19 protein-coding genes are annotated in these 23,826 nt (G+C 61.3%); 2 read left to right on the forward strand and 17 right to left on the reverse strand.

Going from position 1 to position 23,826, the window contains the following annotated elements; genetic code table 11:
• Positions 1–7: 7 nt before the first annotated feature.
• The 14 genes from BLT00_RS06745 to BLT00_RS06805 all read right to left on the reverse strand — a co-directional run bounded on the left by BLT00_RS06745 (position 8) and on the right by BLT00_RS06805 (position 16,042).
• Complete coding sequence (locus tag BLT00_RS06745) at positions 8–1,699, reverse strand: putative porin (protein WP_092143675.1); 1,692 nt, start codon at positions 1,697–1,699, stop codon at positions 8–10.
• 40 nt (positions 1,700–1,739) lie between these two features.
• Complete coding sequence (locus BLT00_RS06750; RefSeq protein ID WP_092143678.1) at positions 1,740–2,447, reverse strand: energy transducer TonB; 708 nt, start codon at positions 2,445–2,447, stop codon at positions 1,740–1,742.
• A gap of 2 nt (positions 2,448–2,449) precedes the next feature.
• On the reverse strand, positions 2,450–2,875 hold the full coding sequence (locus BLT00_RS06755; protein WP_072398773.1) for an ExbD/TolR family protein: 426 nt from the start codon (positions 2,873–2,875) through the stop codon (positions 2,450–2,452).
• A 10-nt stretch (positions 2,876–2,885) separates the two neighbouring features.
• Entirely contained in the window at positions 2,886–4,682 is a 1,797-nt protein-coding gene (locus BLT00_RS06760; protein WP_092143681.1) for a DUF2341 domain-containing protein, read from the reverse strand.
• A gap of 17 nt (positions 4,683–4,699) precedes the next feature.
• Positions 4,700–6,262 (reverse strand): ShlB/FhaC/HecB family hemolysin secretion/activation protein, encoded by a 1,563-nt coding sequence (locus BLT00_RS06765; RefSeq protein WP_371856939.1) that lies wholly within the window; start codon positions 6,260–6,262, stop codon positions 4,700–4,702.
• A 68-nt stretch (positions 6,263–6,330) separates the two neighbouring features.
• Entirely contained in the window at positions 6,331–6,933 is a 603-nt protein-coding gene (locus BLT00_RS32455) for a transposase (protein WP_072347174.1), read from the reverse strand.
• A gap of 460 nt (positions 6,934–7,393) precedes the next feature.
• Positions 7,394–8,191 carry a transglutaminase family protein gene (locus BLT00_RS06775; protein WP_092143684.1) on the reverse strand — a complete coding sequence of 266 codons (798 nt, stop codon included), beginning with the start codon at positions 8,189–8,191 and terminating at the stop codon, positions 7,394–7,396.
• Complete coding sequence (locus BLT00_RS06780; protein ID WP_003201699.1) at positions 8,188–9,138, reverse strand: alpha-E domain-containing protein; 951 nt, start codon at positions 9,136–9,138, stop codon at positions 8,188–8,190. Before BLT00_RS06780 ends, BLT00_RS06775 begins: the two co-directional genes overlap by 4 nt.
• Positions 9,139–9,141: 3 nt before the next feature.
• Positions 9,142–10,551: a circularly permuted type 2 ATP-grasp protein gene (locus BLT00_RS06785; RefSeq protein ID WP_003201697.1), complete on the reverse strand. Its 1,410-nt coding sequence runs from the start codon at positions 10,549–10,551 to the stop codon at positions 9,142–9,144.
• A 483-nt stretch (positions 10,552–11,034) separates the two neighbouring features.
• Positions 11,035–11,304, reverse strand: coding sequence for a hypothetical protein (locus BLT00_RS31805; RefSeq protein ID WP_175456212.1), 270 nt, complete (start codon positions 11,302–11,304; stop codon positions 11,035–11,037).
• A gap of 61 nt (positions 11,305–11,365) precedes the next feature.
• Entirely contained in the window at positions 11,366–11,491 is a 126-nt protein-coding gene (locus BLT00_RS32090; RefSeq protein ID WP_256572213.1) for a hypothetical protein, read from the reverse strand.
• A 219-nt stretch (positions 11,492–11,710) separates the two neighbouring features.
• Complete coding sequence (locus BLT00_RS06795) at positions 11,711–13,003, reverse strand: MFS transporter (RefSeq protein WP_092143687.1); 1,293 nt, start codon at positions 13,001–13,003, stop codon at positions 11,711–11,713.
• On the reverse strand, positions 13,000–14,040 hold the full coding sequence (locus BLT00_RS06800) for a methyltransferase (protein ID WP_092143759.1): 1,041 nt from the start codon (positions 14,038–14,040) through the stop codon (positions 13,000–13,002). Before BLT00_RS06800 ends, BLT00_RS06795 begins: the two co-directional genes overlap by 4 nt.
• 10 nt (positions 14,041–14,050) lie before the next feature.
• Positions 14,051–16,042, reverse strand: a complete 1,992-nt coding sequence (locus BLT00_RS06805) for a TonB-dependent receptor (protein WP_092143690.1) — start codon at positions 16,040–16,042, stop codon at positions 14,051–14,053.
• A 157-nt stretch (positions 16,043–16,199) separates the two neighbouring features.
• Here BLT00_RS06805 and BLT00_RS06810 point away from each other — a divergent pair, with 157 nt between their 5' ends.
• The gene (locus BLT00_RS06810) at positions 16,200–17,168 is read left to right on the forward strand and encodes a helix-turn-helix domain-containing protein (protein WP_092143693.1); all 969 of its coding nucleotides are present in this window, start codon (positions 16,200–16,202) and stop codon (positions 17,166–17,168) included.
• Positions 17,169–17,301: 133 nt separating this feature from the next.
• On the opposite strand, the gene BLT00_RS06815 is transcribed toward BLT00_RS06810, so the two are convergent.
• The 3 genes from BLT00_RS06815 to BLT00_RS06825 all read right to left on the reverse strand — a co-directional run bounded on the left by BLT00_RS06815 (position 17,302) and on the right by BLT00_RS06825 (position 21,638).
• Positions 17,302–19,428, reverse strand: a complete 2,127-nt coding sequence (locus BLT00_RS06815; RefSeq protein ID WP_092143696.1) for a TonB-dependent siderophore receptor — start codon at positions 19,426–19,428, stop codon at positions 17,302–17,304.
• A gap of 162 nt (positions 19,429–19,590) precedes the next feature.
• Positions 19,591–21,360: a sodium:solute symporter family protein gene (locus BLT00_RS06820; RefSeq protein ID WP_092143699.1), complete on the reverse strand. Its 1,770-nt coding sequence runs from the start codon at positions 21,358–21,360 to the stop codon at positions 19,591–19,593.
• A gap of 11 nt (positions 21,361–21,371) precedes the next feature.
• On the reverse strand, positions 21,372–21,638 hold the full coding sequence (locus tag BLT00_RS06825) for a DUF4212 domain-containing protein (protein ID WP_014338067.1): 267 nt from the start codon (positions 21,636–21,638) through the stop codon (positions 21,372–21,374).
• A gap of 248 nt (positions 21,639–21,886) precedes the next feature.
• On the opposite strand from BLT00_RS06825, the gene BLT00_RS06830 reads away from it, so the two are divergent.
• Positions 21,887–23,683, forward strand: coding sequence for a methyl-accepting chemotaxis protein (locus tag BLT00_RS06830; RefSeq protein ID WP_092143702.1), 1,797 nt, complete (start codon positions 21,887–21,889; stop codon positions 23,681–23,683).
• Positions 23,684–23,826: the final 143 nt, after the last annotated feature.

Genomic DNA, 23,826 nt, shown 5'->3' on the forward strand with positions numbered 1-23,826 from the left:
CCTGCGCTTAGAAGCGCGTGTTGATTTCAAGCTGCAAGACATCGATGTCGTACGGCGCGCCGTACACCGCTTCGGAACTCAACCAGCGACCGGTGGCGAAGACGTTGCTCGCCAGGCCATAGTTGCCACCCAGGAAATAACCCTTGGCGTTGGTGCCACCCAGATGGAATGACGAATCGTTGAAGCCGTCCGGCAAGGCATCGGGCTGGATGTACTTGTAGCCGGCGAACAGGTTCCAGTCGCCCTCGCGCTTGAGCTCCAGCGAGTTGCCAAGGGTGAACTGGAGCATCCAGGCGTTGGCGCCGCTTTCCACCTCGCCATTGCTGTCCAGGTTGTTGGCGAACTGCCCCTCGGAGCGCTTGCGCATCTCGCCTTCGTCGTAGCCCAAGTTGTGGACGTAGTGGGCCTGGCTGCGCAGTTTCAGGTCTTCGGGAAGATCGGTGTCCAAGGCCAGATTCAGGTCCAGCAGGTTGAATTCCGAGGCCAGGCCGACGTATTGCGGCTGTGGCGTGGTGGACGGGTTGAGGGGATTGGGCGTGATGTCACGCAACAGGAACACGGTGTTGCCCTTTTGCATGAACGCAACGCGTGAACCGTCGCTGTCGCAGCCTGGATCACCGGCCCAGGGCTGGCACGGCGAAGAACGCTGGCCTTCGATGTCGTCGAAGCGGTAATAGGCCAACGCGCCCTTGATCCGGTTGCTGTCGTTGATGGCCCAGTTGGCCCCCAGTTGCGCACCGTACAGCCACTTGTTGTCGCTCTCTTCCTTGTCGCTGCCATTGCTGGTGCTGGTGTCGTTGGTGTACTCCACCGGGAACGCGCCAACGGTACCGAACACGCCCCAGTCCTGATTGAGCTTGTGGTTGAAGTTCGCCGCCACACCGTCGAAGTTCAGGTCACCGGAATACAACAGGTCGGTGGAGAAGAACGGGTTGGCGAAACGCCCGCCGGTGAGGGTCAATTCGTCCGAAGGCTTCCAGGTCAGGTAGCCTTGGTCGAGCCAGATGTCTTTCTTGCCAAAGCCACCACCGAGGGTCTGAGTGGTGGACACCGGATTGTTGTCCGAGCCGGTGCCGATGCGGATACCCGCCGTCCATTGCGGGGCAATCACGGCCTTCATGCCCAGGCGTGCGCGCAGGCGGAACAGGTTCTCGCGGTCTTCACGGGTATTGAGCAACGGCGGCAGGCTGGAGCTGCTGTTGGGGTTGACGTCGTAGGGCCCCTTGTCATTGAGCCGGGCGAAGTCGACGATTTCGTTGCTGTTGGTGCCCGAGTAATAGCGCGACTCATCCCGCAGGCGAATGTCGCCGTCAAAACTGATGCGCGAAACCCAGTCCGGGAAAGTATTGGGTTGGGCCCAGTTTTCCTGCTTGGCGGTGGCCATGACTTCAGCCTTGACCTGGTCGCGGATCTGCTCACGCACGATGTTCGGCACGTATTGCACCCGCACGTCCCCCGGCGCACCGGCCGGCGCTGCGGCAACCGCCGTGGTCGCCTGGCGGGCCTGCACGGCTTCCCGTTCAGCCTGGGCGATCAAGCCATCGGCCTGATCCTGTTTCAACACGCCCTGCTGCACCAGCAGGCGGATCAGATTGATCGTGGCGTTTTCCGAAGGCGCCGGGGCGGCCAACGAGTGCCCGGACAGGCCCAGAACGATCAGGCCGACTGCCCACGACAATCGATTCACATTGGAAATCATCTGCACACAACTCCTGTTGGCAAACTTTCTAGAACTTCGACTAGCCCGGACGCTTTCCTTTAAATGTCATGCGTACAGGTATCTTCAGGGAGGCCGGTGGCCGTTCATTTAAATGCCGCGAAGCGCGCAGCGAAGCGATGACTTTCTCGTCGGTCTGCGGGTTGCCGCTGGACTTCGCCAGTTCCACACGGGTGACTTCCCCCGAGGCACTGATCCAGACATCGGCCTGCAACGTGAACTCCAGCCTGCGAAGCTCGGGGTCATCGCGCAGCAGACGCTGAAAGGAAACAGCCATCATCTGGCCGTAAGTGGCGTTCCCCAGCCCACCGCCACCGCCTGCCCCGGCCATGCCACCGCCCTTGCCGGCACCGATGTTGAAGGCGTCATTGCCGGACTGGGCATCGCCGTCCATCTGCATCGGATTCGCCAGGTCATCGACTGGCGACGGCGGCGCCTCTTCCTCGGGCTTGACCTCTTCGGGCTCCGGAGTCGGCTCTGGCTCGACCACCTTCTCCTCGACCTGAGGCTCCGGCTCCTTGGGTTTCTCCGGCGGTGGTGGGGGCGGAGGCGGCAACGGGATGATGGTCGGCACCTTCGGTGCTTCACGGCGCACGCCACTCATGTCGTTGGCCCACTGCCACAGCAGCCAGGCCGCGACGGCGCCCAGCAGCAGGCCGGCGGCCCACTTGAGCAGGCGCAGCGGCGAAGTCTTCACCGGGGGCGGATCGATGGGAAGTCTGGCGGTCATGGTCAGCCCTGGCTCGGTTTGCCGGTCACCAGACCGACCTGGGACAGTTCCAGACGCCGCAACAGATCCAGCACTTCGATGACTTTCTGGTACTGCACCGTGGCGTCGCCGCGCACGATGATCGGGAAGTCCGGGCTCTGGGCCTTCTCGATGCGCAGGCGCTCTTCCAGCTCGGCCAGGGTCACCGGGTAGGCATCGAGGAACACCTGCCCGCCGTCGTTCACCGAAATCGCCTTGGTCTTGGCCTCGGACAACGACACCGAGGCACTGGCCTTGGGCAGGTTGATCTGGATACCCGACACCTGGGCCGTGGCGGTGAGGATGAACATCACCAGCACCACCATGAGCACGTCCACCAGCGGCGTGATGTTGATGCTGTCGACCGCCGCGTCATCGTCGTCATCGTGTGAAGCGTTTACGCTAGCCATGGCGATTTCCTCAGGCCGGTACGGACGATGGGGCGTGATGATTGCGCCGATGCGCCGCTTCACCGGACTGGCCTTCGCCGTGCATCTCCGCCAGGCGCGTGATGAACTCGTCGACGAACACGCGCATGTCGGCGCTGACTTCCTTGTTGCGGGTGATCAGGCGGTTGTAGCCAAACAGTGCAGGTATCGCGACGAACAGCCCCATTGCTGTGGCGAGCAATGCCGCGGCCATGCCCGGGGCAATGGCGTTGATGTTCACGTCACCGGCCATGGCCGTGCCGAGGAACACCACCATGATCCCCAGCACGGTGCCAAGCAGGCCGATGTACGGGCCGCCGGCGATGGCGTTGGACAGGGTCGAGAGCTTCGAGCTGAGCTGCTGGTTTTCCCGGGTACGCACGCCATCCATGGAACAGCGGATCGCTTCGATGGTGGCCGCCGACACCGACGAAGTGTCGGCGCCTTGCTCGCGACGGGTGCGGATTTCCTTGACGGCCACCAGGTACAGGCGCCACAGCGACGAATGTTGCAGGCGCTGGGCGAGGTCCTGGTCGTCGGCGAACATTTCCAGGCGCGTGCCGATCCTGGCGAATTGTTCACGGAAGGCTTCGTTGGCCGCGCTGAGACGGCTGACCATGCGGTTCTTGCGGATCATGATGATCCACGACTGGAACATCATCAGCACCAGCACCCCGATGATCACCCAGGCGTCCATCGGCACGGCGTTGAGCAGGAAACCCAGGCTGCCGAAACCGAAGCCGGACTGCTCTTCATCGACGCCGTAGGCCACCAGTTTCGATTCGGCGCCCTGGGCATTGGCGTCAGCCAACAACAGTGGCGCCGGGCGGGCGACCTTGGACAGGCGCGCTTCGTCCATGGCCCCACCAAATGGCGCGAAGGCACCGGCGGACACGTCTGCGCCCAAGGCCATCGGCGAGTTGAACGCGGGCATCGCCACCGCCAGGCTCGCGGTTTCACGCCCATTGACGTAGAGCACGACCCGGTCGCCCGAGGCGGTCAACGCCAGGTGCTGCCACTGGCCAGGATTCAGCGGCTGAGTCGAGACCGCACGCTGGTCATTGATCGCAACGAACGGCACACCCTGGTTCACGCCGATCAACAGGCTGGTGGCTTCGCGACGGGCCAGGATGATCTGTTCGCCACTGGCCTGGTCCTGACGCAGCCAGGTACTGAAGGTGAACGCCGCACCGGCACTGTGTTGCAACGAAGGGCTGGCGGGCAACAGTAGCGGCTGGCCGTTGAACTGCAAGGCATGCCCGATCACGCCGTCGATGCTGACACCGGCTGCGCCCTGGGCATTGTTGCCGTAGGCCGTGGTATCCCGGGGCGGTACACCGGTGGCGCCTTCAAAGTGATACAACGCGGTGTAGTCCGGGTCGAAGGTCAACTGGCCGCTGCCTGTGGCTGGCGCCTTCTGGTTGCCGTAATACATCCACATGTCCTGACGCTGACCGCCCTCCACATTGGGCACATCGACCCAGATCAGCGCCATGCCCATCAGCGGGTCGAAGCTTTCGATCTGGTGATTGAGCACGGTCTTGTCGTCGGCACTGACGAAGCGCAGGTCCGAGCCGTCTTCCTTGACCCCGTCGAAGGTGAAGTTGCCGGTGTGCAGGCGCACCAGCAACGCCGTGCGTCCCAAAGCCTGGGCGATGGCGGCGCCCTGGGGGGTGGTGTCCACCGAAATCTGTTTGCGATAGTGCCAATCGTCCTGCCACCAGGCATTGGCGGTCGCCGGAAGCACCAGCCCCAGGCAGATAAACAGGGATAACAGTAAGCGTTGCATGGACATGACTCCTGGGTTCAAAACGTCGCTTGCAGGTTGAAGTGCAGGCGCGATTCCTGTTTCGAGGTGTTCGGCCCTTCGAGCAGCGGATAGCCCCAATCGAGGCTGCCGGACAGCCATTTGCTCAGGCTCGCGCGGGTGCCGAGGCCGACGCTGGCGAGGCTGTAGTCGGCTTCCTGATCGGGCAGTTCGTCGCGCAGGTACAACTGCGCGCCTTCGGCGAAGGCATAGAAGCGCCACTCCTGGACATAACTGCCGAGAAACTTGGCCAGGGACGGGGTGCGCAGCTCCTGGGACAGCAGGTAGCCGTCATCACCGGTGCGCTCGGCGGCCAGGTAGCCACGCACCGAGGTGGCGCCACCGGCCGAGAATTGTTCGTTGGAAACCAGCGGCCCGGAGGCGAGTTGGAAGGCGGCCTTGGAGGCAGTCTGCCAATCATTGGCGAAGGTGAAGGTGTAATTGCCGTCGCCCTTGAGCACGGCGAAGCTGGGGCTGGCGCGATAGCGCTTGTAGTCGAATTCTTCGTCGGAGCTGCCGTAGCCCAGCAGACTGCGGGTACCCGCCACCAGGCTCAGGCCAAGGCCCAACTGGCTGGTTTCGGTGTAGCGAAAGCCGTTGTAGGCGAAGGTGAATGGCGCGTACTTGAGCGGTGCCTTGTCGCTGGCGCCGCCCAGGTTCAGCTCTTCCTCGAAGTCCTTGAAATCGACCCCGACCGAAAAGCTGTTGGCCCATGCCCCCGTGGACGGCAGGCTGTAGATCGCCGACACCCCATAGGAATGGCCTTTGCCCAATACGTTGCTACCGCCGACGGTCGCCACGTTGCTGTCGGATTGGTAACCCGAGAACTGCACGCTCCAGCGTTCGCTCAACGGCGCGGTGTAGGAGCCCGACCAGACCTTGGCATTCTCGGTGTCCTGGGGCGCGGTGAAGAAGGTCAGCGAAACGCTGTGGCCCAGTTGCCAGAGGTTGTTGTAGCCCAGGCTGGCGACGGTGCGCAGCTTCTCGGTGTCGGCGCTGTAGTCGTTGTTCAACCCCAGGCTGGCCTGCCAGGGGTCCTGGTCTTCGACTTGCAAATCCACGTCCATGGTGCCGGGGCGCTGGCCTTCGCGCACCAGCGGCATGACCTGGCGCCCCGGGGTTTTGTTAAGCAGCGCCAGTTCTGCCTGGACCTGGGCGAAATCGGGCACCTCGCCTTCCTTGAGCGCTGGCACGTCATCACGAATTTCGACGGGGGAATAATGCTTGGCCCCCACCACCCGCACCCGGCCAATCTTGGTCTCGCTGACTTGCAGGTAGACGATGCCGTCTTCGACTTTCTGCTCTGGCAGTTCGACGAACACCGATTGATAACCCCGGGCCTGATAAGCCTTCTGCAAGGCCTCCCGGGCGCCCTCGATGTCGCTCAAGGCCTTTTGCGGGCCAAGGAACGGGTACACCGCTTCCTCGATGGCCTGGGCATCGAGCACGGTGTTGCCCCGGACGAAATACTCGTTCACGTCCACCAGGCGCGTCGGTGCCGCTTCGGCCTCCTGCCCTCCTTCTGCAGCGATTGCCGACGGCCCCCCGACCGCCAGCAGCAACCAGCCCCACAGCGCCGGCCGCGATTTGAAGAAATGCTCCACACCACCCCCTGAATTCAAAGTACGGCTCAATTGCTTGCGGTCGATGTCGTGGCGTGCCGGGCCAGCCAGGTGTGCAAAAGCGCGAAATTCAAGGAGAACTCCGGCATTTGCAGCAAGGCGCCACAGAACACTTCACCGATGATTTTCTGGATGAGCCGCACTGCCCGCGCGTCGCCCAGCAGTGTGGCGAGGTCTTTGCTCAGGACGTTGAAGCTCCAGACCTTCTGGTTCAGGTCCAGGCCGACGAACCAGCGAAACAGCAGGTTGTAGTTGAGTTGCTCGTAGAGTTGCTGCTCGCTGGGCACCGAATAGAGCAGTTGTAGCAGGAGGATATGCATGGCGGTTTGCGGTGCGATCAGCATCTGGGCGCTGGCATTCAGCCCCTGCAACACATCGCGATGGTCATCCAGCAGGTCGTCGATCTGCGGGCGTAGCAAAACCAGTGAATGGCCCTGCGGAATGTAGCTGGACACTTCCTTGAGCGCGCCCTGCCAGTCATCCTGGGAAACAATCCAGACCCACGGCGCGCCGTAGCGATACACCGAGACCGGCTGCTTGCGCGCCGCCTCGACGATCTTCGACAGCCGCTGGTCAAGCTCCTGCATGCCCACTTTCGAATAACGTTCCATAGTCCCCATCGCCTCACTCCCGGCTTCGCGCCCCGGCTCCAAAACGACCTGAAAGGTCCCCTTGAACACGTCACACAGGCATGACGGGAATGGCGATGTGCTACCGAACTTTTGTCATGAAAGCTTCATTTTGGAGGGCAAGCAGGGGGTGGGATCTTGTGGGAGTGTTCAACCAAGTGATGGGCGACACCGAACCCTGTGGCGAGGGAGCTTGCTCCCGTGGGGCGCGAAGCGGCCCCGGACCTGCCGACTCGGTGTGTCAGGAAAATACCTTGGGGGCCGCTGCGCAGCCCAGCGGGAGCAAGCTCCCTCGCCACGGGGCAATGAGTACCGGCCCTATCGCGACCAGGTCGCTCCCACAACAGGTTCTCGGGTGTTCACGACAATGACGTCCACCGTCAACCTCCTGTGAGAGCGAGCCTGCTCGCGATGAGGCGATGAGGCCGCCAGGTTCCGCGGGCTATTGGTGCTGCACCTGCACCATCGAACTCACCTGCACCCGCGCCTGCATCTGTTCCGCCCCGCCCCCCCGGCGCATGCCGCGTACCGGGCAGGCGTCGAGGTAGTCCAGGCCGACCGCCAGTTTCAGGTGGCGGTCTGGAAGGGTCAGGCGGTTGGTCACATCGAAGCTGTACCAGCCATCATCCAGCCAGGCCTCCGCCCAGGCGTGACTCGCCAGGTGGCTTTCATCCTCGGTGCACAAATAGCCGGAAACATAGCGCGCAGGAATGCCCAGGCTGCGAGCGCAGGCCAGGAACGCGTGGGTATGGTCCTGGCAAACCCCCGTCCCACCGGCAAACGCCTCGGCGGCTGTGCTGTTGACCGCGGTCGTGCCAGGGCTGTAGGGCATCCGCGCCGCCAAACCGTTCATCAGATCGGTCAAGGCCGTACGATCACGCCGGCCGGCGCATTGCTCGACGGCGAAGGCGCTGAGGGTCTCATCCGCCTGGGTCAGGCGACTGGTGCGCAGGAAAGGTAGCGGCGACTGGTTATCCGGTTCCATCGCGATGGACTGATGGATTTCCACCTCGCCATAAGCTGTCAGGATCAAGGCACCGTGGGGCTCGTCCATGGTCATCACATGCAGGATGTTGCCATAGGGATCAAGCTGGCTGCGGACCAGTCGCGGCAGTTCCAGGTGCCATTGCAGGATACGCTGGCGCTGAGTGTCCCGGGGCGTCAGGCGCAGGAACTGGATGCTGGTGCAGACTTCATCGGCGTAGCTGTAGGTCGTGTCGTGGCGTATGGACAGTTTCATACGACCTCCAGGTAAGACTCATGGACGGTCTGGCCCAAGTGGCGGATCTGCCCAATCAAGTCGGTCAGCCATTGATGCAGGCCCGACGCCAGGATCTCATCGATCCCCGAATAACGCAGGCGTGCATTCAGTTCGGCGGCCAGGCGTTGCGCTGGCCGGCCGTTGTTGCCCGGCAGGCTGGCGAGAATGTGGTCCAGTTCCTCGATGCAGGCATGCAGCGAGCGCGGGACGTCAGCGCGCAGCAGCAACATCTCGGAAACCTGCTCGGCATTGGGCGCATTGCGGTAGATCTCGTTGAACGCCTCGAACGAAGACAACGCGCGCAACAAGGCACTCCACTGGTAGTAACCACGGGCCGAGTTGTCGCTGACCTCCTCCGATTCCTCGCCGAACATCTCATAGCGGGCGTCCAGCAACCGCAGCGTGTTGTCGGCCCGTTCGATAAAGGTCCCCAGGCGAATGAAGCAGTAGGCATCGTTGCGCATGATGGTGCCCGACGTCGCGCCACGAAACAGGTGCGAACGCTCCTTGACCCACTCGCAGAAATGGCTGATGCCGTAGCGCCCCAGGCCGTTGCTGGCGATGTTGCGCATTTCCAGCCAGGTGGCGTTGATGTTCTCCCACATGTCGGCGGTGATGCGCCCGCGCACGGCATGGGCATTGGTCCGCGCAGCTCGCAGGCAGCTGTAGATACTGCCGGGGTTGGTTTCGTCCAAGGCGAAGAAATGCAGCATGCGCTCGGTGTTGAGCGCGTCATAACGGGCGTTGTAGTCGTCCAGCGTACCGGCCGCCAGCAGCGACATCGCCAGTTCCGCATGGCCATCGCTGCGCCCGGCCTGGGGCATCAGCGACAGCGAATAGCTGACTTCGAGCATGCGCGCCAGGTTCTCGGCGCGCTCCAGGTAGCGGGACATCCAATAGAGGTCCGAAGCAGTTCTTGAAAGCATGTCTTAGTCCTCCACTACCCAAGTGTCTTTGGTGCCGCCGCCCTGGGACGAGTTCACCACCAGCGAGCCTTCGCGCAGCGCCACGCGGGTCAGCCCGCCAGGCACCAGGCGCGTTTCCTTGCCCGACAGCACGAACGGACGCAGGTCGATGTGGCGCGGTGCGATGCCGCTCTCGACGAAGGTTGGACACGTGGACAGACTCAAGGTGGGCTGGGCGATGTAGGCTTCAGGCCGAGCCTTGAGGCGCGCGCGGAAATCTTCGATCTCCGCCGCGCTGGCAGCCGGCCCGACCAGCATGCCGTAGCCGCCGGAGCCCTGGGTTTCCTTGACTACCAGATCCGGCAGGTTGGCCAGCACATGGGACAGGTCCTGGGGCTTGCGACACTGCCAGGTGGGCACATTCTTCAGGATCGGTTCTTCGGTGAGGTAGAAGCGGATCATTTCGTCGACGTAGGGGTAGATCGACTTGTCGTCGGCCACGCCGGTGCCGACCGCGTTCGCCAGCACCACATTGCCCGCGCGGTACACGGCGATCAGCCCGGGCACGCCCAACATCGAATCGGGGTTGAACGACAGCGGGTCGAGGTAGGCATCGTCAAGGCGACGATAAATCACGTCCACCTGTCGTGGGCCGGCGGTGGTGCGCATGTACACATGGTCGTCACGCACGAACAGGTCTGCGCCCTCCACCAGTTCCACGCCCATTTCACGGGCCAGGAACGCGTGCTCGAAATAGGCACTGTTGAAGCGCCCCGGGGTCAGCACCACGGCGGTGGGGTTCTCGAGGGGGCTTGAGCTCTTGAGGGTGTCGAGCAGCAGGTTCGGGTAATGATCGATGGGGGCCACGCGCTGGGCGGCGAAGAGCTCGGGGAACAGGCGCATCATCATCTTGCGGTCTTCGAGCATGTAGCTCACACCGCTGGGCGTGCGCAGGTTGTCTTCCAGCACGTAATAGCTGCCGTCACCATCGCGAACCAGGTCGACACCGGCGATATGGGCGTAGATGCCCCGGTGCAGGTTCAGGCCCTGCATCGCGATCTGGTAGCCCTCGTTGGCGAGCACCTGCTCGGGCGGGATGATGCCTTCCTTGAGGATGTGCTGCCCATGGTAGATGTCGGCCAGGAACATGTTCAGGGCCTGGACCCGCTGAATGCAGCCACGCTCGACCATCTGCCATTCGCTGGCCTTGATGCTGCGGGGAATGATATCGAAGGGGATCAGGCGCTCGGTGCCCTGCTCGTCCCCATAGAGGGTGAAGGTGATACCGGCTCGATGGAACAGCAGGTCGGCTTCGCGGCGGCGTTGTTCAAGCAGTTCAAGCGGGGTGTCCGCCAGCCAGCGCGAGAAGGCTTGGTAATGCGGGCGGCAGTCACCCTTTGCGTCGTACATTTCATTAAAAAAAGCGTGGGGCATAGCCAACTCCCAGCCGCGTTCTACACGGCATTTCTTATCACTTCGTCATTCCAATGGTCTGGCCTTGCTTTGTTTTAATGAACCCTGTTTCTCCGTGATACCTCGATAGCAGTGGTCTCTGATCTGGCCTTTGCGTCTGGATGACGTGCGCCCCCTGATTAAATCTGCGTGGTCACTCCTGTACTGAATCCAACGGTTCGGTGGGTTTCGCTGTTGAGGTCTAGCAAAGGCTGTGCCTAAGCGCGATGCATCAAGACTGCGCTGGAAAAACCGTTACGAAGTTGTTTGAAAGCGAAATTTGTTTTCATTTATACGACAAAACGCCCCAGGAAGGCTGAAACGTTTATTTCAGCCTTCTCCAGCGAACCCTGGAACGGGTCGAATAGGTGCAAAAAGCTAGGTGTCAGGGATTCAATGCCCTGAAAAGGGGAAATTTATACTCACTGCTCGATGCCTGAGCGGGGTGCCGCGCAAAGCAACCTCCTAGACAACGCTTGGATCAAGCTCACCGGTCCAGGCCAGCAAAGCTGTCAGCAGGAAAAAACTGCCGCAGACTGTCTCCACTTTCTGCTCCCCAGCGGACGAGGTCCGGTAGCAGTGACCGAGGAAACAGCCGTCTCGAAAATCGTCACTGCGAATAAATTGCCGCCAGTTGTGCACCGGCGTACTGCGTTGCCAGTACTGACACGCTAGCATGGCGTCCTGGCTGTAAGGCACACCGTACAACCTGGCACCGACACTCAGGCCAAGCATCGCCCCGGCCTGGCCCCGGGACCAGTCGCCCGGCCTATCGTCGGCACGCCAACTTCCGTTTTCATGGCGAGCCTGACTGCTGCACGGCCTGTTCCGCCAACTCATCGGCCAAGACGTCATCCAGCAAGCAACGGCCCAGCCCTGCGCCGTAATGAAAGATCAGACTGCGATGGTGCGTGGCACTCAAGGCCCGCGCTGGAACAGACCGAACAACGGCGGTCCCACGGCGAACTCGTCCAAAAAACCCACCGACAACAGTCCAGCCGCCGAGGCGACCAGTCGGGATTATTGGCCGGGGGCTGCAAGCAGGCCTGCAGATACTCGACGACAAATGCCACATCCTCGATCAGAGGCTGCGTCTGGGTAACCAAACAGATACCTAAGGTTGCCTTCATGGACTCCATTCCTATTGGGTCGAACTTATGTGAGGGGAGCATTTGTCGCTGGCTCGGGCAGTCTGGCCAACAGGGCCACCGGCGTGTGTCGTGGCCTGGGCAATCGAGCTTCGCGCAGCCATCGCCAGGACACACACGCCAAGCATCGCCAGGCACAGTCCGGCAAGCATTGCCGCCGGGCCACTGCGGTCGAGCACCGCTCCGGCGCCAATCGGCACGAGGAGACGGGTAAGTACAAACAGGCTGGCCTGGAGACCGTAGTCGTGGGCCTGCTGGAGGCGTCGGGAGAAAAACATCATCAGGCCGAACATCAGGCTCGACACCGCCCCCATGGCCGTGGCCAATAGATAGGCCGCCGCCACCAGCCATGGGGTCGAGACCTGGAGCCAGACAGCGCTCGTCAATGCCAGCAGTGCTGACAAGGCACCGATCATGAACCACGGCGTCGCCCTTGCCGGACCCTGGTGTTGCACCACCCTTGCACCCAGTACGCTCGCCAGGACACCGACCACTCCACCGCCGACCCCGGCGATCCAGGCCACCTCTTGCACGGGCATTCCCTGGTCCAGCAACAGCGGCTTGAGGTAAAGCCACGCGGCGCCCAGGAACGGAAAACCGCTAAGCAACAACCCGATCCAGAGATGTGCGCCGGGCTGCCGGAAAAAACCCGACCAATCGACCGCCGACCGCCGGGGTGCTTGAAGACCATCGTCCTTGACCTCTTCCTCATGCAATAACCCGAGGAAGACCAACGCCACCAACAGCCCGGCGGCCATCAACAGAAACGGCGCCTGCCAGCCCCAGCGCGCCTGCACCAGCAACATGACGCCGGCGCCCACAATGGCGGCGAGAAACAGCGCGGCCGAACGGATCCCCCCGGCGCGCGACCGTTGCGTCTGTGGCAATAACTTGATGGCCAGGGCATTGACCGGGATATCGGCCCAAGTCGCCAGCACGCCGGCGACGAAAGCCAGGCCGAAGAGAAACAGGCGATTGGCGGTAATCGCCTGCTGGCTAACCAACACCAGCAGCAGCGCCAACAACAGGCACAGCACCAATGCCCAAAGTCGATAGTGTCCTTGGACTGACCGATAACGCTGTACGGGCAATGCCAACAGGAACTTGAACACCGCTGGCAGCCCCGTCAGCTGGAACAACCCGATGTCGGTACCCGACCAGCCGTGCTCACGCATGACCAGCGGAAGCCCCAGCAGCAGGTAGATGCCGGGAACCGCGAGGACGAAGTGGAGCCAGCCGAACAGCCATTGGAGTCGCCACATACGGGCGTTGTTTGCGCCGTTCATGAACCGCTCCGACGCGCCACTTGTACTGCTACCGGCGCGACCGCAAAGGCCACCTCGGGGTAATGGTCAATATTGACGAACCCGGCGCGGGTCAATGCCTCGGACAGGCTGCCAGAATGGGTGATCTGACGACCGAGCATCTGCATCGACAGGTAATAAGGCATGACCCGCCGAGCCAGATCGGGGTCGGGCGGGACCTCGGCATGAGCGCTGACCAGCACGCCGCCGGGACGCAACGCGGCATGGATTTTCTCCAGGCTCGCCGCCAGGTCAGGGACAAAGTGCAACACCGAGGAACACCAGATCAGGTCATACCCTTCACCAATACAATCGCTCGCCAGATCCCCACCACGTACTGCCAGACGCTGTTGGAGGCCGGCCTTGCTGATATTTTCCGCCGCCACGCTGACAGTCTGGGGGAAGTCGAAGACCTCGCCGCTCAGCAGCGGGTTGCCCCGGGCCAGGGCAATTGCCACCAATCCTGGCCCGCCCCCCAGGTCCAGGAATCGGCGGGCATGGGCGAACTCGGGGATTCCTGCCATCAAGCGCAACGCCACCTCCACCGTGACGGCCCGTTGCTCCTGGGCCAGTTGCAGACGTGCCGCGGCCGTCCAGTTCTCGATGGTGGTCGCCACGTTCGGTGCCTGCCCACTGGGCTGGCCCGCCCGTACTTGATCGCCCAACTGTCCACCAAAATGGCGAAGCCCGCGCAGGCGGAACGTCCACGCATCGCCGCAATAGTCCGGCGCCTCGGCGCGCAAATAGTCATGGGCCACCGCGGCGTTGTGGTAGCGCGGCGGTTGTTGTTGGTCACGCACCAGCAACTCCATATTCCACAACGCGTCCAACCAGTAACCGGTGTTCACGGGGTCAAGTTGCAGCTGTCGGGCAATGGCCTGCGCCGTGACGGGTACTTGCAGCAGGTTGAACAACTTCCATTCCAGGGCAATGCGCAGGACATCGGCACGCACGCCGGCCAAGGTCAGGTCCCAGTAAGGTTGCAGGGGGTGGGGTGTTGCCAGGTCGATTCCGTTCATCATTCGCAGCTCACAGTTCATAACTCACACGCAGGCCGATTTCTCTCGGCGGGCTGTAGACTCGGGCGGTGCCGCTCAGGTAGCCGACAGCGTCGTAACGCTTGTCAGCGGCGTTCTTCAGATAGGCACTGATTCCGTAGCGGCCAACGTCATAACCGGCAGTGAGGTTGATCAGTCCGTAGCCTCCACGGCTGTACCGGTTCGCTGAGTCCAGGTAGGTCTTGCCGACCCCATCCAGGCCGGCCTGGGCCCACCAACCGGCGGAGGCGTCGTAGCGCAGGCTCAAATGGCCGGTGAAGTCGGGGGCATAGGGATTGCGATTGCCCTGGTAATCGCTGTTGCCTTCACTGAAGCGCTCGAAACGGGTCCGGTTCAGGCCCACGGAACCGACCAGCGTCCAGTGGTCGGCCAGCAGGTATTCGGCTTCCAGCTCCAGCCCCGTGGAGCGGGCCGACGCCGCGTTGGTGATATACACCAGGCCCGGCTGGATCAACTGCTGCACCTGCATGTCACGCACGTCCATCCAATACAGGGCGGCCGAATAACGCAGGCGCTGGTCGTCCAGCCAACCTTTGGCGCCGACTTCATACGTCTTGGCCTTTTCCGGGTCATAGCCGGGGTAATCGGCGGCACTGGCGAAGGCGTTGAAACCTCCGGCGCGGAAACCTTCGGCATAGCTGGCGTACAGGTAGGCATCCGGTTGCCACTCGTACTGCAACGACACCTTCGGGGTAAAGCGTTGCCACTGCTGGCTCTGACGACTGCCGCCTTGGGGATCGATGTGCACCTTGTCCTGTTCGGTACGGGCGCCGAGGGTCAGGGTCCAGCGTTCGGCCAGGGGCATCAGCCATTGACCGAACAGGGCCGTGGTATTACCCCCCAATTGCACATCCGTGCGGGACAGGCCGACGGGCAGTTTCTGTTCGTAGGAAAGGTCATGGTCGTCGCGATCGGCATAGACGCCGAGCAGCCACTGGCTCTGGCGCCATTGGCCTTCCAGGCGAAATTCCTGGGACATGGTGTTGAAGTGGTAATCGCGACTGACATGAAACAGGTCGGCAGGCTGGAAATCGGTGTCTTGGCGCACCCGGTCATAGAAGTCATTGCGGGCTGTGATCGAACGCAGCTTCAAACCGGAGTCGAACTCATGCAGCACGTCCACGGACAGGCTGCGACCGCTGGAATGGTTCCAACTCGAGGTGCCGGAGCGCACCTGGCGCGGGGATGAGTCGGCCGCCCCCCACTGGGACCCACCGTCGCGATAATCCTGGCGGCTGTAGCGCAGGTTGACGTCAGTGGCCAGCGTGGGCGTCCAGCGCAATACCATGCGAGCACTGTGACGTTCACGATCATCGGCCTGCCCGCCGCGCCAATCGTTGTCAATGTAACCGTCCTGCTCCCGCCACTGCCCGGAAACCCCGGCGAACAGCGTCTGCGGGACCAGCGCGGTACTGGCATCAACGCCCAGGGTCCGGCTATCGCGACTGCCGCCACCGGCTTCGACCCGAGCGTATGGCTGGGCATCGGGCTGGCGAGTGTGGATACTCAGCACGCCGGCTTCAGCGTTGCGGCCATACAAGGTCGACTGCGGCCCACGCAGAATCTCGATACGTTCCACGCCCAGCAAATCATGATCGAAGCCCTGCCCCATCAAGGTCGGCACGCCATCGACCAGCATCAGCATCGAGGAGGAAAACGCCGTCGGGCTGGCGGTCAGGCCGCGCACCACCGGCAGGTTGGTGCCCGACTGGCCAAATGGCTGGAAGGTAAAGCCGGGTGTGGCTCGCGCCAGGTCTTGCAGGTCATGGATAGCGCCATTGCGCAGGTCCTCACCCGTCAACACCGACAGACTGGCGGGAACCGCTTCTTGCGGCTGTTCGATCTTGTTCGCCGTCACCGTGATCGGCGCCAATTCAGTCTGGGCCGCCACATTCACGGCCACACCCAGGCAACAACCGACGCACCAAACGCAACCACGAGCTTTCAATACAGGCTTGACCATCGCACTCCCCCATCAATGAATCAGCGACTGCCTCGTTCTGGCGATAGCAGTTGAGATACAAACATGGTATTGATTAATGCGAATAGTTATCATGTAGTTCATATGGAATCTGGATCAATCCATATGCAAGCCAGAGTCAACCAGGAGGACCCTAAAAGTGGCGGCCCTACAGAAGATTTCCCAGTCCTATCGAGTAGCGCCAACACATTCGCGGCTGATCAGCAGTGATGCCTGTGGCTGGACACGCCAGCAACTGCCGGGGGAACTGGGCGAGTGCTACTCAGAGCGCTATTTGGTCGACAATGACCTGATGGTGGTTCGTTCGCGCTATCGCCCCACGCGTCATTTGATCGAGGAAACCGTCAGCCCTCACAATCGCCACATGCTGGTCATCACATTTGGCATGCAAGGCGACTCCGGCTACAAGGGGGCCGACGGTTCGGCGGTATCATTCCGTGCCGGCTATACCACCATCACCTCGTTTCAATTGAGCCTGGGCGAACGTTGCTACGAGGCCGGGACGACGGTGTCCCAGCTCCGGCTGCTGATCGGTGAAAGCATGCTCAACCGATACATCGGCGAGCAGCGCACCCGCCAGTTACTGGGCAACGGCAATGTGCGCCAATTGGCCTTCCAAAAGACTTCGGCCACCAGCGCCAGCCACGCCACCGCCTTGGCGCGCTATCTCAACCAGGGCGCGACCGGCGCGCTGGACATGCACATCCACACCCTCAGTCTGCTGTCCGAACAACTGAAACTGATAAGCCCGCCCACCCCCTGCATCCAGAATCCGCAATTCAGCGCCAGCGACATCGAAAAACTCGACCGGGCACGGGACATCATGATCGAACAAATGGACCAGCCGTTGACCATTCCCTACCTGTGTGCAGCCGTCGGGCTCAATGAATTCAAGCTCAAGGAAGGCCTGCATCACCGCTTCAATTCCACGCCCCATCGCATGCTGCATGAGATGCGCATGCGCAAGGCCTATACCCTGCTGGAAAGCGGATGCCAGGTTGCGCAGGCGGCCTATCAGGTCGGCTACAAGTTTCCGAATAATTTCAGTGCGGCATTTACCCGGTTCTTCGGCAAATCGCCCAAGACGGTATTCGGCAAGCGTCGCTGACATTGCGCGGGCGCCTGGGTGATTCCAGGCGTCAAACCTGATCTGCCGTCTTGGAGTCTCCCAGGCTCAAGGCCTGAATCGACGGAAAAAAAATGCCCGGATCCAAGGTCCGGGCATTTTTTATTGAGCGCGATCAGAACGTCACGCTGGCACTCAGCCGTGCGGTACGCGGCTCCCCTACCGCGACCTGCAACTCGCTGCCGGTGGAGGACGGGTAGTATTGCTTGTCGAACAGGTTATCCACGTTCAACTGCAGCGAGGTCTTGTGGCCCAAGACCGGCGACTCCCAGCGCAGGAAGGCGTCGGCCACCGTGTAGCTGCTGAGCCAGAAACTGTTGTCGTTGTTGGCGGCCCGTTCGCCAACGTACCGCGCTCCGCCCCCGGCGTGCCAGGCACCGAACTCGGCGGGAACGTTGAGGTGATGGGTCAGGTACAGGCTGGCGTTGTGTTTAGGCGCGTCGGCGAGACGATGGCCTTCGTTTTTCGGATCGTCGAGGATCTCCGTGTGGGTGTAGGCGTAGGTGCCGATCAGCTCCCAGCGCTCGGAAAGGCGACCGGTGATGTCGAGTTCCAGGCCTTGGGAGCCGACTTTTCCGGCGGCTTCTGCGATGTTTTTTTCGCCGACCAATCTATTGGTCACGACGTTCGTTTTTTCGATGTCGAACAACGCAAGATTGATGTTCAATCCTGGCAACGGATCATATTTGGCCCCGATCTCGTAGCTGCGCCCTTCCTCTGGGTCGAAGGTACTGCCGTTATCGTCCACCGTGTCGTTCGGCTTGAACGAGCGACTGTAGTTACCGTACAGCGACAGCTCCTGCGTGGCTTTGTAGACCAGGCCGAGGAACGGCACGAAGGCATCGCCGTTATCATCCCGGTTGAGCTTGTAAGCGCTACCCAAACCCTGGTCGCTGTACTGGTCGTAATGTTGATAGCGACCGCCGAACACAAGGATCCAGCGATCATCGAGATGCCAATTGTCCTTGAGATAAATGGAACTGGAGGTCAACTGGTTGCGCAGGTCGCTTTGGGGAGCATTGACAACACTGGGCTCGCTTAGACCGCCATAAACCGGTGCGTTGATGTCGAACCCCGGCGTTGCGGGGCCACGGTAGGTCTTGCCGCGAAATTGATCTGACACTTGGTTGTCGACGCCGACCAGCAAGTCATGACGCTGCCCGAAAAATTCCTGCTTGCCCAGGAAGTCCCAACTGGCATAACGAGTTTCGTCGTCGTAATGAGCACCATTGGCGGCTCGCTGAAAAACACCGGTTTTCGACAGACTCGGCTGCGCAATCGAAAGACTGTACCGATCATTGTTCCAGCCATAGGTCACGCGGGTTTTCCACGCCTCGCTCAGCTCATACTCGAAACGCGCCGTCGCTGTCTCGCGAATGCCCACGCTTTTGGCCCAGGGCTCGTCCAGGCGCTTGTCATAATCGATGTCCGCCGGATGTCCATTGCGGAACACTGTGCCCCGGTCAAAGGGATTGGAATATTCGTTGTACTCATAGCTGAGATTCAACGAGGCCCGCTCCCCCGTCCAAGCCAGGGACGGCGCGACCAGCGTGCTCTCGTTGACCCCGTAGTTGCGCCAGTAATCCTCGTGACCACGCTCGGCAATCAAGCGATAGGCCAGGCCGGTGTCTCCCAATGGCCCGGTGGTGTCCAAGGCCATGGTGCCGCCGCCTTCGCTGTAGGCCGAGCCGCTCAGCGTGGTGCTTTGCGTGTATTCCGGTTTCTTGCTGATGACGTTGACCAGGCCGCCGGGCTCCAGCGCGCCGTACAACATCGAGGCCGGGCCCTTGAGCACTTCGACGCGGTCGGTGGTGGCGCTGAAGTTGTGGCCCAGGTTCGAACGCACGCCGTCGCGCAGGATCGAGCCGTCGTCGTTGGTGCCGAACCCGCGCTTGACCAGCGAATCCCTCGAGCCACCCAGGGTATTGCCCTGGCTGACGCCGCTGACGAACTTCATCGCATCGGCCAGCGAGCGCACCTGATAGTCGGCCAGGGTCTGCTGGGTCACCACGTTGATCGATTGCGCCTCTTCCTTGATCGGTACATCGCTCTTGCTCGCCGTGCTGGCTTGCGACGTCGTATAGCCCTCGTCCTGAGTGACGCGACTGCCCTGGATGTCCGTGGCCGGCAGTTCGAGAGCTGCCTGCGCCCACACCGGGCTTGCGATGAAGCAGTAAGACAACGTCGGCAATACACACTTGATGAAGACGTTGCGATTAGCGAGAGGGGTGGAACGATTCAAGACGCGCACTCACAGAGGGTTGGAAATGCGAGGGAATATACTTTGAGAATGATTCCCAGTAAATCTTTCTAACATCTCCCCGCTTGACTCTGCGCACAAACGAGGGCGCCGGATAATGAGTCCGGCGCCCTCGTTTGTTTCCCTCTCCCAGTCTTGGGCTGATCAGTGGTCGATGGCAGCACCGGCTCCTCTCGGTATGCGAATGTCTTCGACCAGGTGCTGGATGTGCTCCGGTGGCGGCGCGGTAAAGCGCGACACCACCACCGCGGCCAGGAAGTTGAAGACCATCCCCAGCGTGCCGATGCCTTCAGGGGAAACACCCAGCCACCAATGTTCAGCCGTGTTCATCGTCGGGTTGATGAACTTGAAGTAGACGATGTAGGTGAATGTGAAGGTCAGCCCGACAATCATCCCGGCGATCGCTCCTTCGCGGTTCATGCGTTTGGAGAAGATCCCCATGACAATGACCGGAAAGAAGGAAGACGCCGCCAACCCGAAGGCGAACGCAACCACCTGGGCGACGAACGCGGGTGGATAGATGCCAAACAATCCGGCAATCAGCACCGCCACACCGGCGGCAATGCGTGCCGCGAGCAACTCCTGCTTCTCGTTGATCCTGGGCATGATGTTGCTCTTGAGCAAATCATGTGAGACAGACGTGGAGATCACCAGCAACAGCCCCGCAGCCGTGGAAAGCGCCGCCGCCAGGCCACCGGCAGCGATCAATGCGATCACCCAGCCCGGCAGGCCGGCAATTTCGGGGTTGGCCAACACCATGATGTCGTTATCGACGTAGAGTTCGTTGGCCACTGGCGAGAGCTGGTTCTTGAGCAATCGCTGCTCATGCGCCCCGCGCTCATCAGTAAAACTCGGCGCCCCGACCAGGGCCGCACCCGGGCTGTACTGGATGATGCCGTCGTTGTTCTTGTCCGCCCACGCAATCAGTCCGGAGTTTTCCCAGGCTTTGAACCAGGCTGGCGCGGTGGCATAACTGACGTTGGGAATGGAGGTCAGCAGATTGGTACGTGCGAAGGCCGCCACGGCCGGCGCGGTGGTGTAGAGAATGGCGATGAACAGCAATGCGTAGCCTGCTGACTTGCGGGCATCACGTACGGTCGGCGTGGTAAAGAAACGCACGATCACATGGGGCAGGCCCGCAGTACCGACCATCAGCGCCATGGTGATGAAGAACACGTCCATGGTCGACTTGGTGCCATCGGTATAGGCGCTGAAACCCAACTCGGCACCCAGACCGTTGAGCCGCTCGATCACGCTCTGCCCCGAACCGCCCACTTCGCTGATAAAGCCCAACTGCGGTATTGGGTTGCCGGTGATCATTATCGAGATGAAAATCGCCGGCACCATGTAGGCGAAAATCATCACGCAATACTGCGCCACCTGGGTGTAGGTGATGCCCTTCATGCCGCCCAACACCGAATAAAAGAATACGATGGCCATGCCAATCATGACACCGACGTTGATATCCACTTCCAGGTAACGGGAAAAGACGATCCCGACACCGCGCATCTGTCCCGCCACATAGGTGAAGGAAATGAAGATCACGCAGATCACTGCCACCACCCGCGCCGTCTGCGAGTAATAACGAGCCCCGACGAACTCGGGTACGGTGAACTTGCCAAATTTTCGCAGGTACGGCGCCAGGCACATCGCCAACAGCACGTAGCCCCCGGTCCAGCCCATCAGGTAGACGGAACCGTCATAACCGGCGAAGGCAATGATCCCGGCCATGGAGATGAACGAAGCCGCCGACATCCAGTCAGCACCGGTGGCCATGCCGTTGAGTACCGGATGCACGCCCTTGCTGGCGACGTAGTACTCGCTGGTGGAACCGGCACGCGTCCAGATTGCAATCGCGATGTACAACGCGAAGGAGGCGCCTACGACCAGATAAATCAGGGTTTTTGTGTCCATGTGCGCCGCCCTCAGTCTTCGTGGACGTCATATTTGCGATCGAGCTGATTCATCTTCCAGACATAGAAGAAAATCTCGAGCACAAAGACGTAGATGGAACCCTGCTGGGCAAACCAGAACCCCAAGGGTGTACCGAAGAAACTGATGGTGTTGAGTGCATCAACCAGCAAAATGCCGAAGCCGAACGACACCAGGAACCAGATAGCCAGCAAGACCAGCATCCAGCGTAGGTTTTCCGTCCAGTAGGCACGCGCAGCCTGTTGCTTTTCAGTGGACATGGAGGTGTCCTCCCGTGTTGTTTTTATTGTTTTGCACTTCAAACCGTAGCAGTCGTCAGGCAAGGCGCAGTACGACTTTCGTCTAATTCGCTCCAACAGGTATTGACATCTCTATCTTATCGTCATGCCAGGCTGAAGAGCAGTAGAGTCTCCAGGGTGATATCAAATAGCCCTATCCGCCCCTAAAGCTTTGGCGCTCGCGGTCGAATGTATTCCATTGAGAGATTTTTTTGCCCAGGAGCAGCGGCATGCAGACGTTAAAGGCCTTGTACGAGTCTATCGAGATGCGGTTTTTCGATACCCTCACCAAAAAACTATCGAGCCTTTTCCTGTTGGTGCTGGTCAGTGGCTTGCTGTACTGGGTGGCTCTCAGCGCCCGCGCCGAGATCGTGCTGCAGTTGCGCAATGCGCAGTTGGACGGCGCCTTGCTTGGGCAGATCGAAGGTCGGCTCGACAGCCTCACCCATGCCCTGCTCTTCGGCGCGTTCCTGACGCTGTGCATGATCAGCTTCATGGTCTGGTATTTCCGTCACCTCATCGTGCGCCCCGTCACCGCCATGACCAAGGCCCTGGAAGAGATCGCCAACGGCGAAGGTGACCTGTCCAAGGACCTGCCGCTGGTGACTCACGACGAAATCCGCGTGCTGGCCGGCACTTGCAACCGTTTCCTGGCCAAGCAGCGGGAGATCATCAGCAACGTCCAGGCACTGACCGTGCACATCGCCGTCGAATCGGCCCGCTCGTTGAAGAACATCAGCGACTCCAGCGACAGTGCCACCCACCAGGCTCGCTTCGCCAAGGAAGTCATGGACCAGAGCAACACCGCCGTGGGCCGTATCGAAGAAGTGTCGCGCCAGACCCAGGGCATATCCAGCACCACCGCCCAGAACCTGAGCATGGCCCGCGACTCCTACGCCGAGCTGCTGGAAGTGACCGGCAACATCAGCGAAATCTCCAGCAGCCTCGGTGAATTTGCCACGCTGGTGAGCGCCTTGAACCAGCGTTCCTCAAGCATCAAGTCGATTGTCGGGTTGATCCAGCAGATCTCTGCCCAGACCAACCTGCTGGCCCTCAATGCCGCCATCGAAGCCGCCCGGGCCGGCGAAAGCGGTCGGGGCTTCGCGGTGGTCGCCGATGAAGTGCGGACCCTGGCACAAAACGTCAGCCGGGCCACCGATGACATCTCACGCAACATCGACGCCATGCTCGAGGAAGTCAGCTCCACCCACGAACAGACCACCCAGATCAGCCACAGCGCCCGGGAAACCCAGAAAGTGGTGGAGCGCGCCTCCGGTCATTTTGAAAGCATGATCGGCGACTTCGAATCCACCAACGGCAAGCTGGCGGACATCGCGACCCATATCCAGCAGTTCGCCGACAGCAACACGGGGATCAACGAGCGAGTCACTCAGATCCACGCCGACAGCCAGTTGATCGACCAGCGCATGCAGCATTCGGCAACGGCCACCCGCGACCTGTCCGGCGTGGCCGAAAAGGTCCAGGCGCTGCTGGGTCGCTTCGTGCTCGGCCACGGCAAGCTGGACGCCGCCATCACCCGCGCCAGCGAGTGCCGCGACACGCTCCAGGTTCGCCTGGAGGCGCTGCAAGGTGAAGGCCTGAACCTGTTCGATCAGAATTACCAACCGATTCCCGGCACCGACCCCAAGCAGTACATGACCAGCTACACCGAACGTTTTGCCCAGATCTGCCAGGAGGAATGCGACAAACTCACCCGCAGCACGCCGGGTGGCAAGGTTTCGTTCATTGTCGACAGCAAGGGCTACTGCCCGGTGAATAACAGCTGGGTCTCCAAGCCGCCAACCGGCGACCGGGCGGTGGATTTGCCGGTGTGCCGCAACAAGCGAATCTTCAACGACCCGATCGGCCTGCGTGCGGCGGGCAACGTCCAGCGTTTCCTGCTGCAGACCTACCTGCGCGATACCGGGGAAATCATGACCGAGATCGACGTACCGTTCTTCTTCGGCGGCCGTCATTGGGGCAATTTGCGGGTGGGCTTCGATGCGGCGGTGTTGTTGGCGGAGTGATCAACAGCGCAATCAAGCCAGACAACTAACCATATCCCCGGACCAAACACTACCCTGTGGCGAGGGAGCTTGCTCCCGCTCGGCTGCGCAGCAGTCGCAAAACCGGCTGATACGGTCGGCCTGAAGAACCGCCGGGGCCTGCT

The organism is Pseudomonas sp. NFACC51, from assembly GCF_900103575.1.
Lineage (GTDB): Bacteria > Pseudomonadota > Gammaproteobacteria > Pseudomonadales > Pseudomonadaceae > Aquipseudomonas > Aquipseudomonas fluorescens_Q.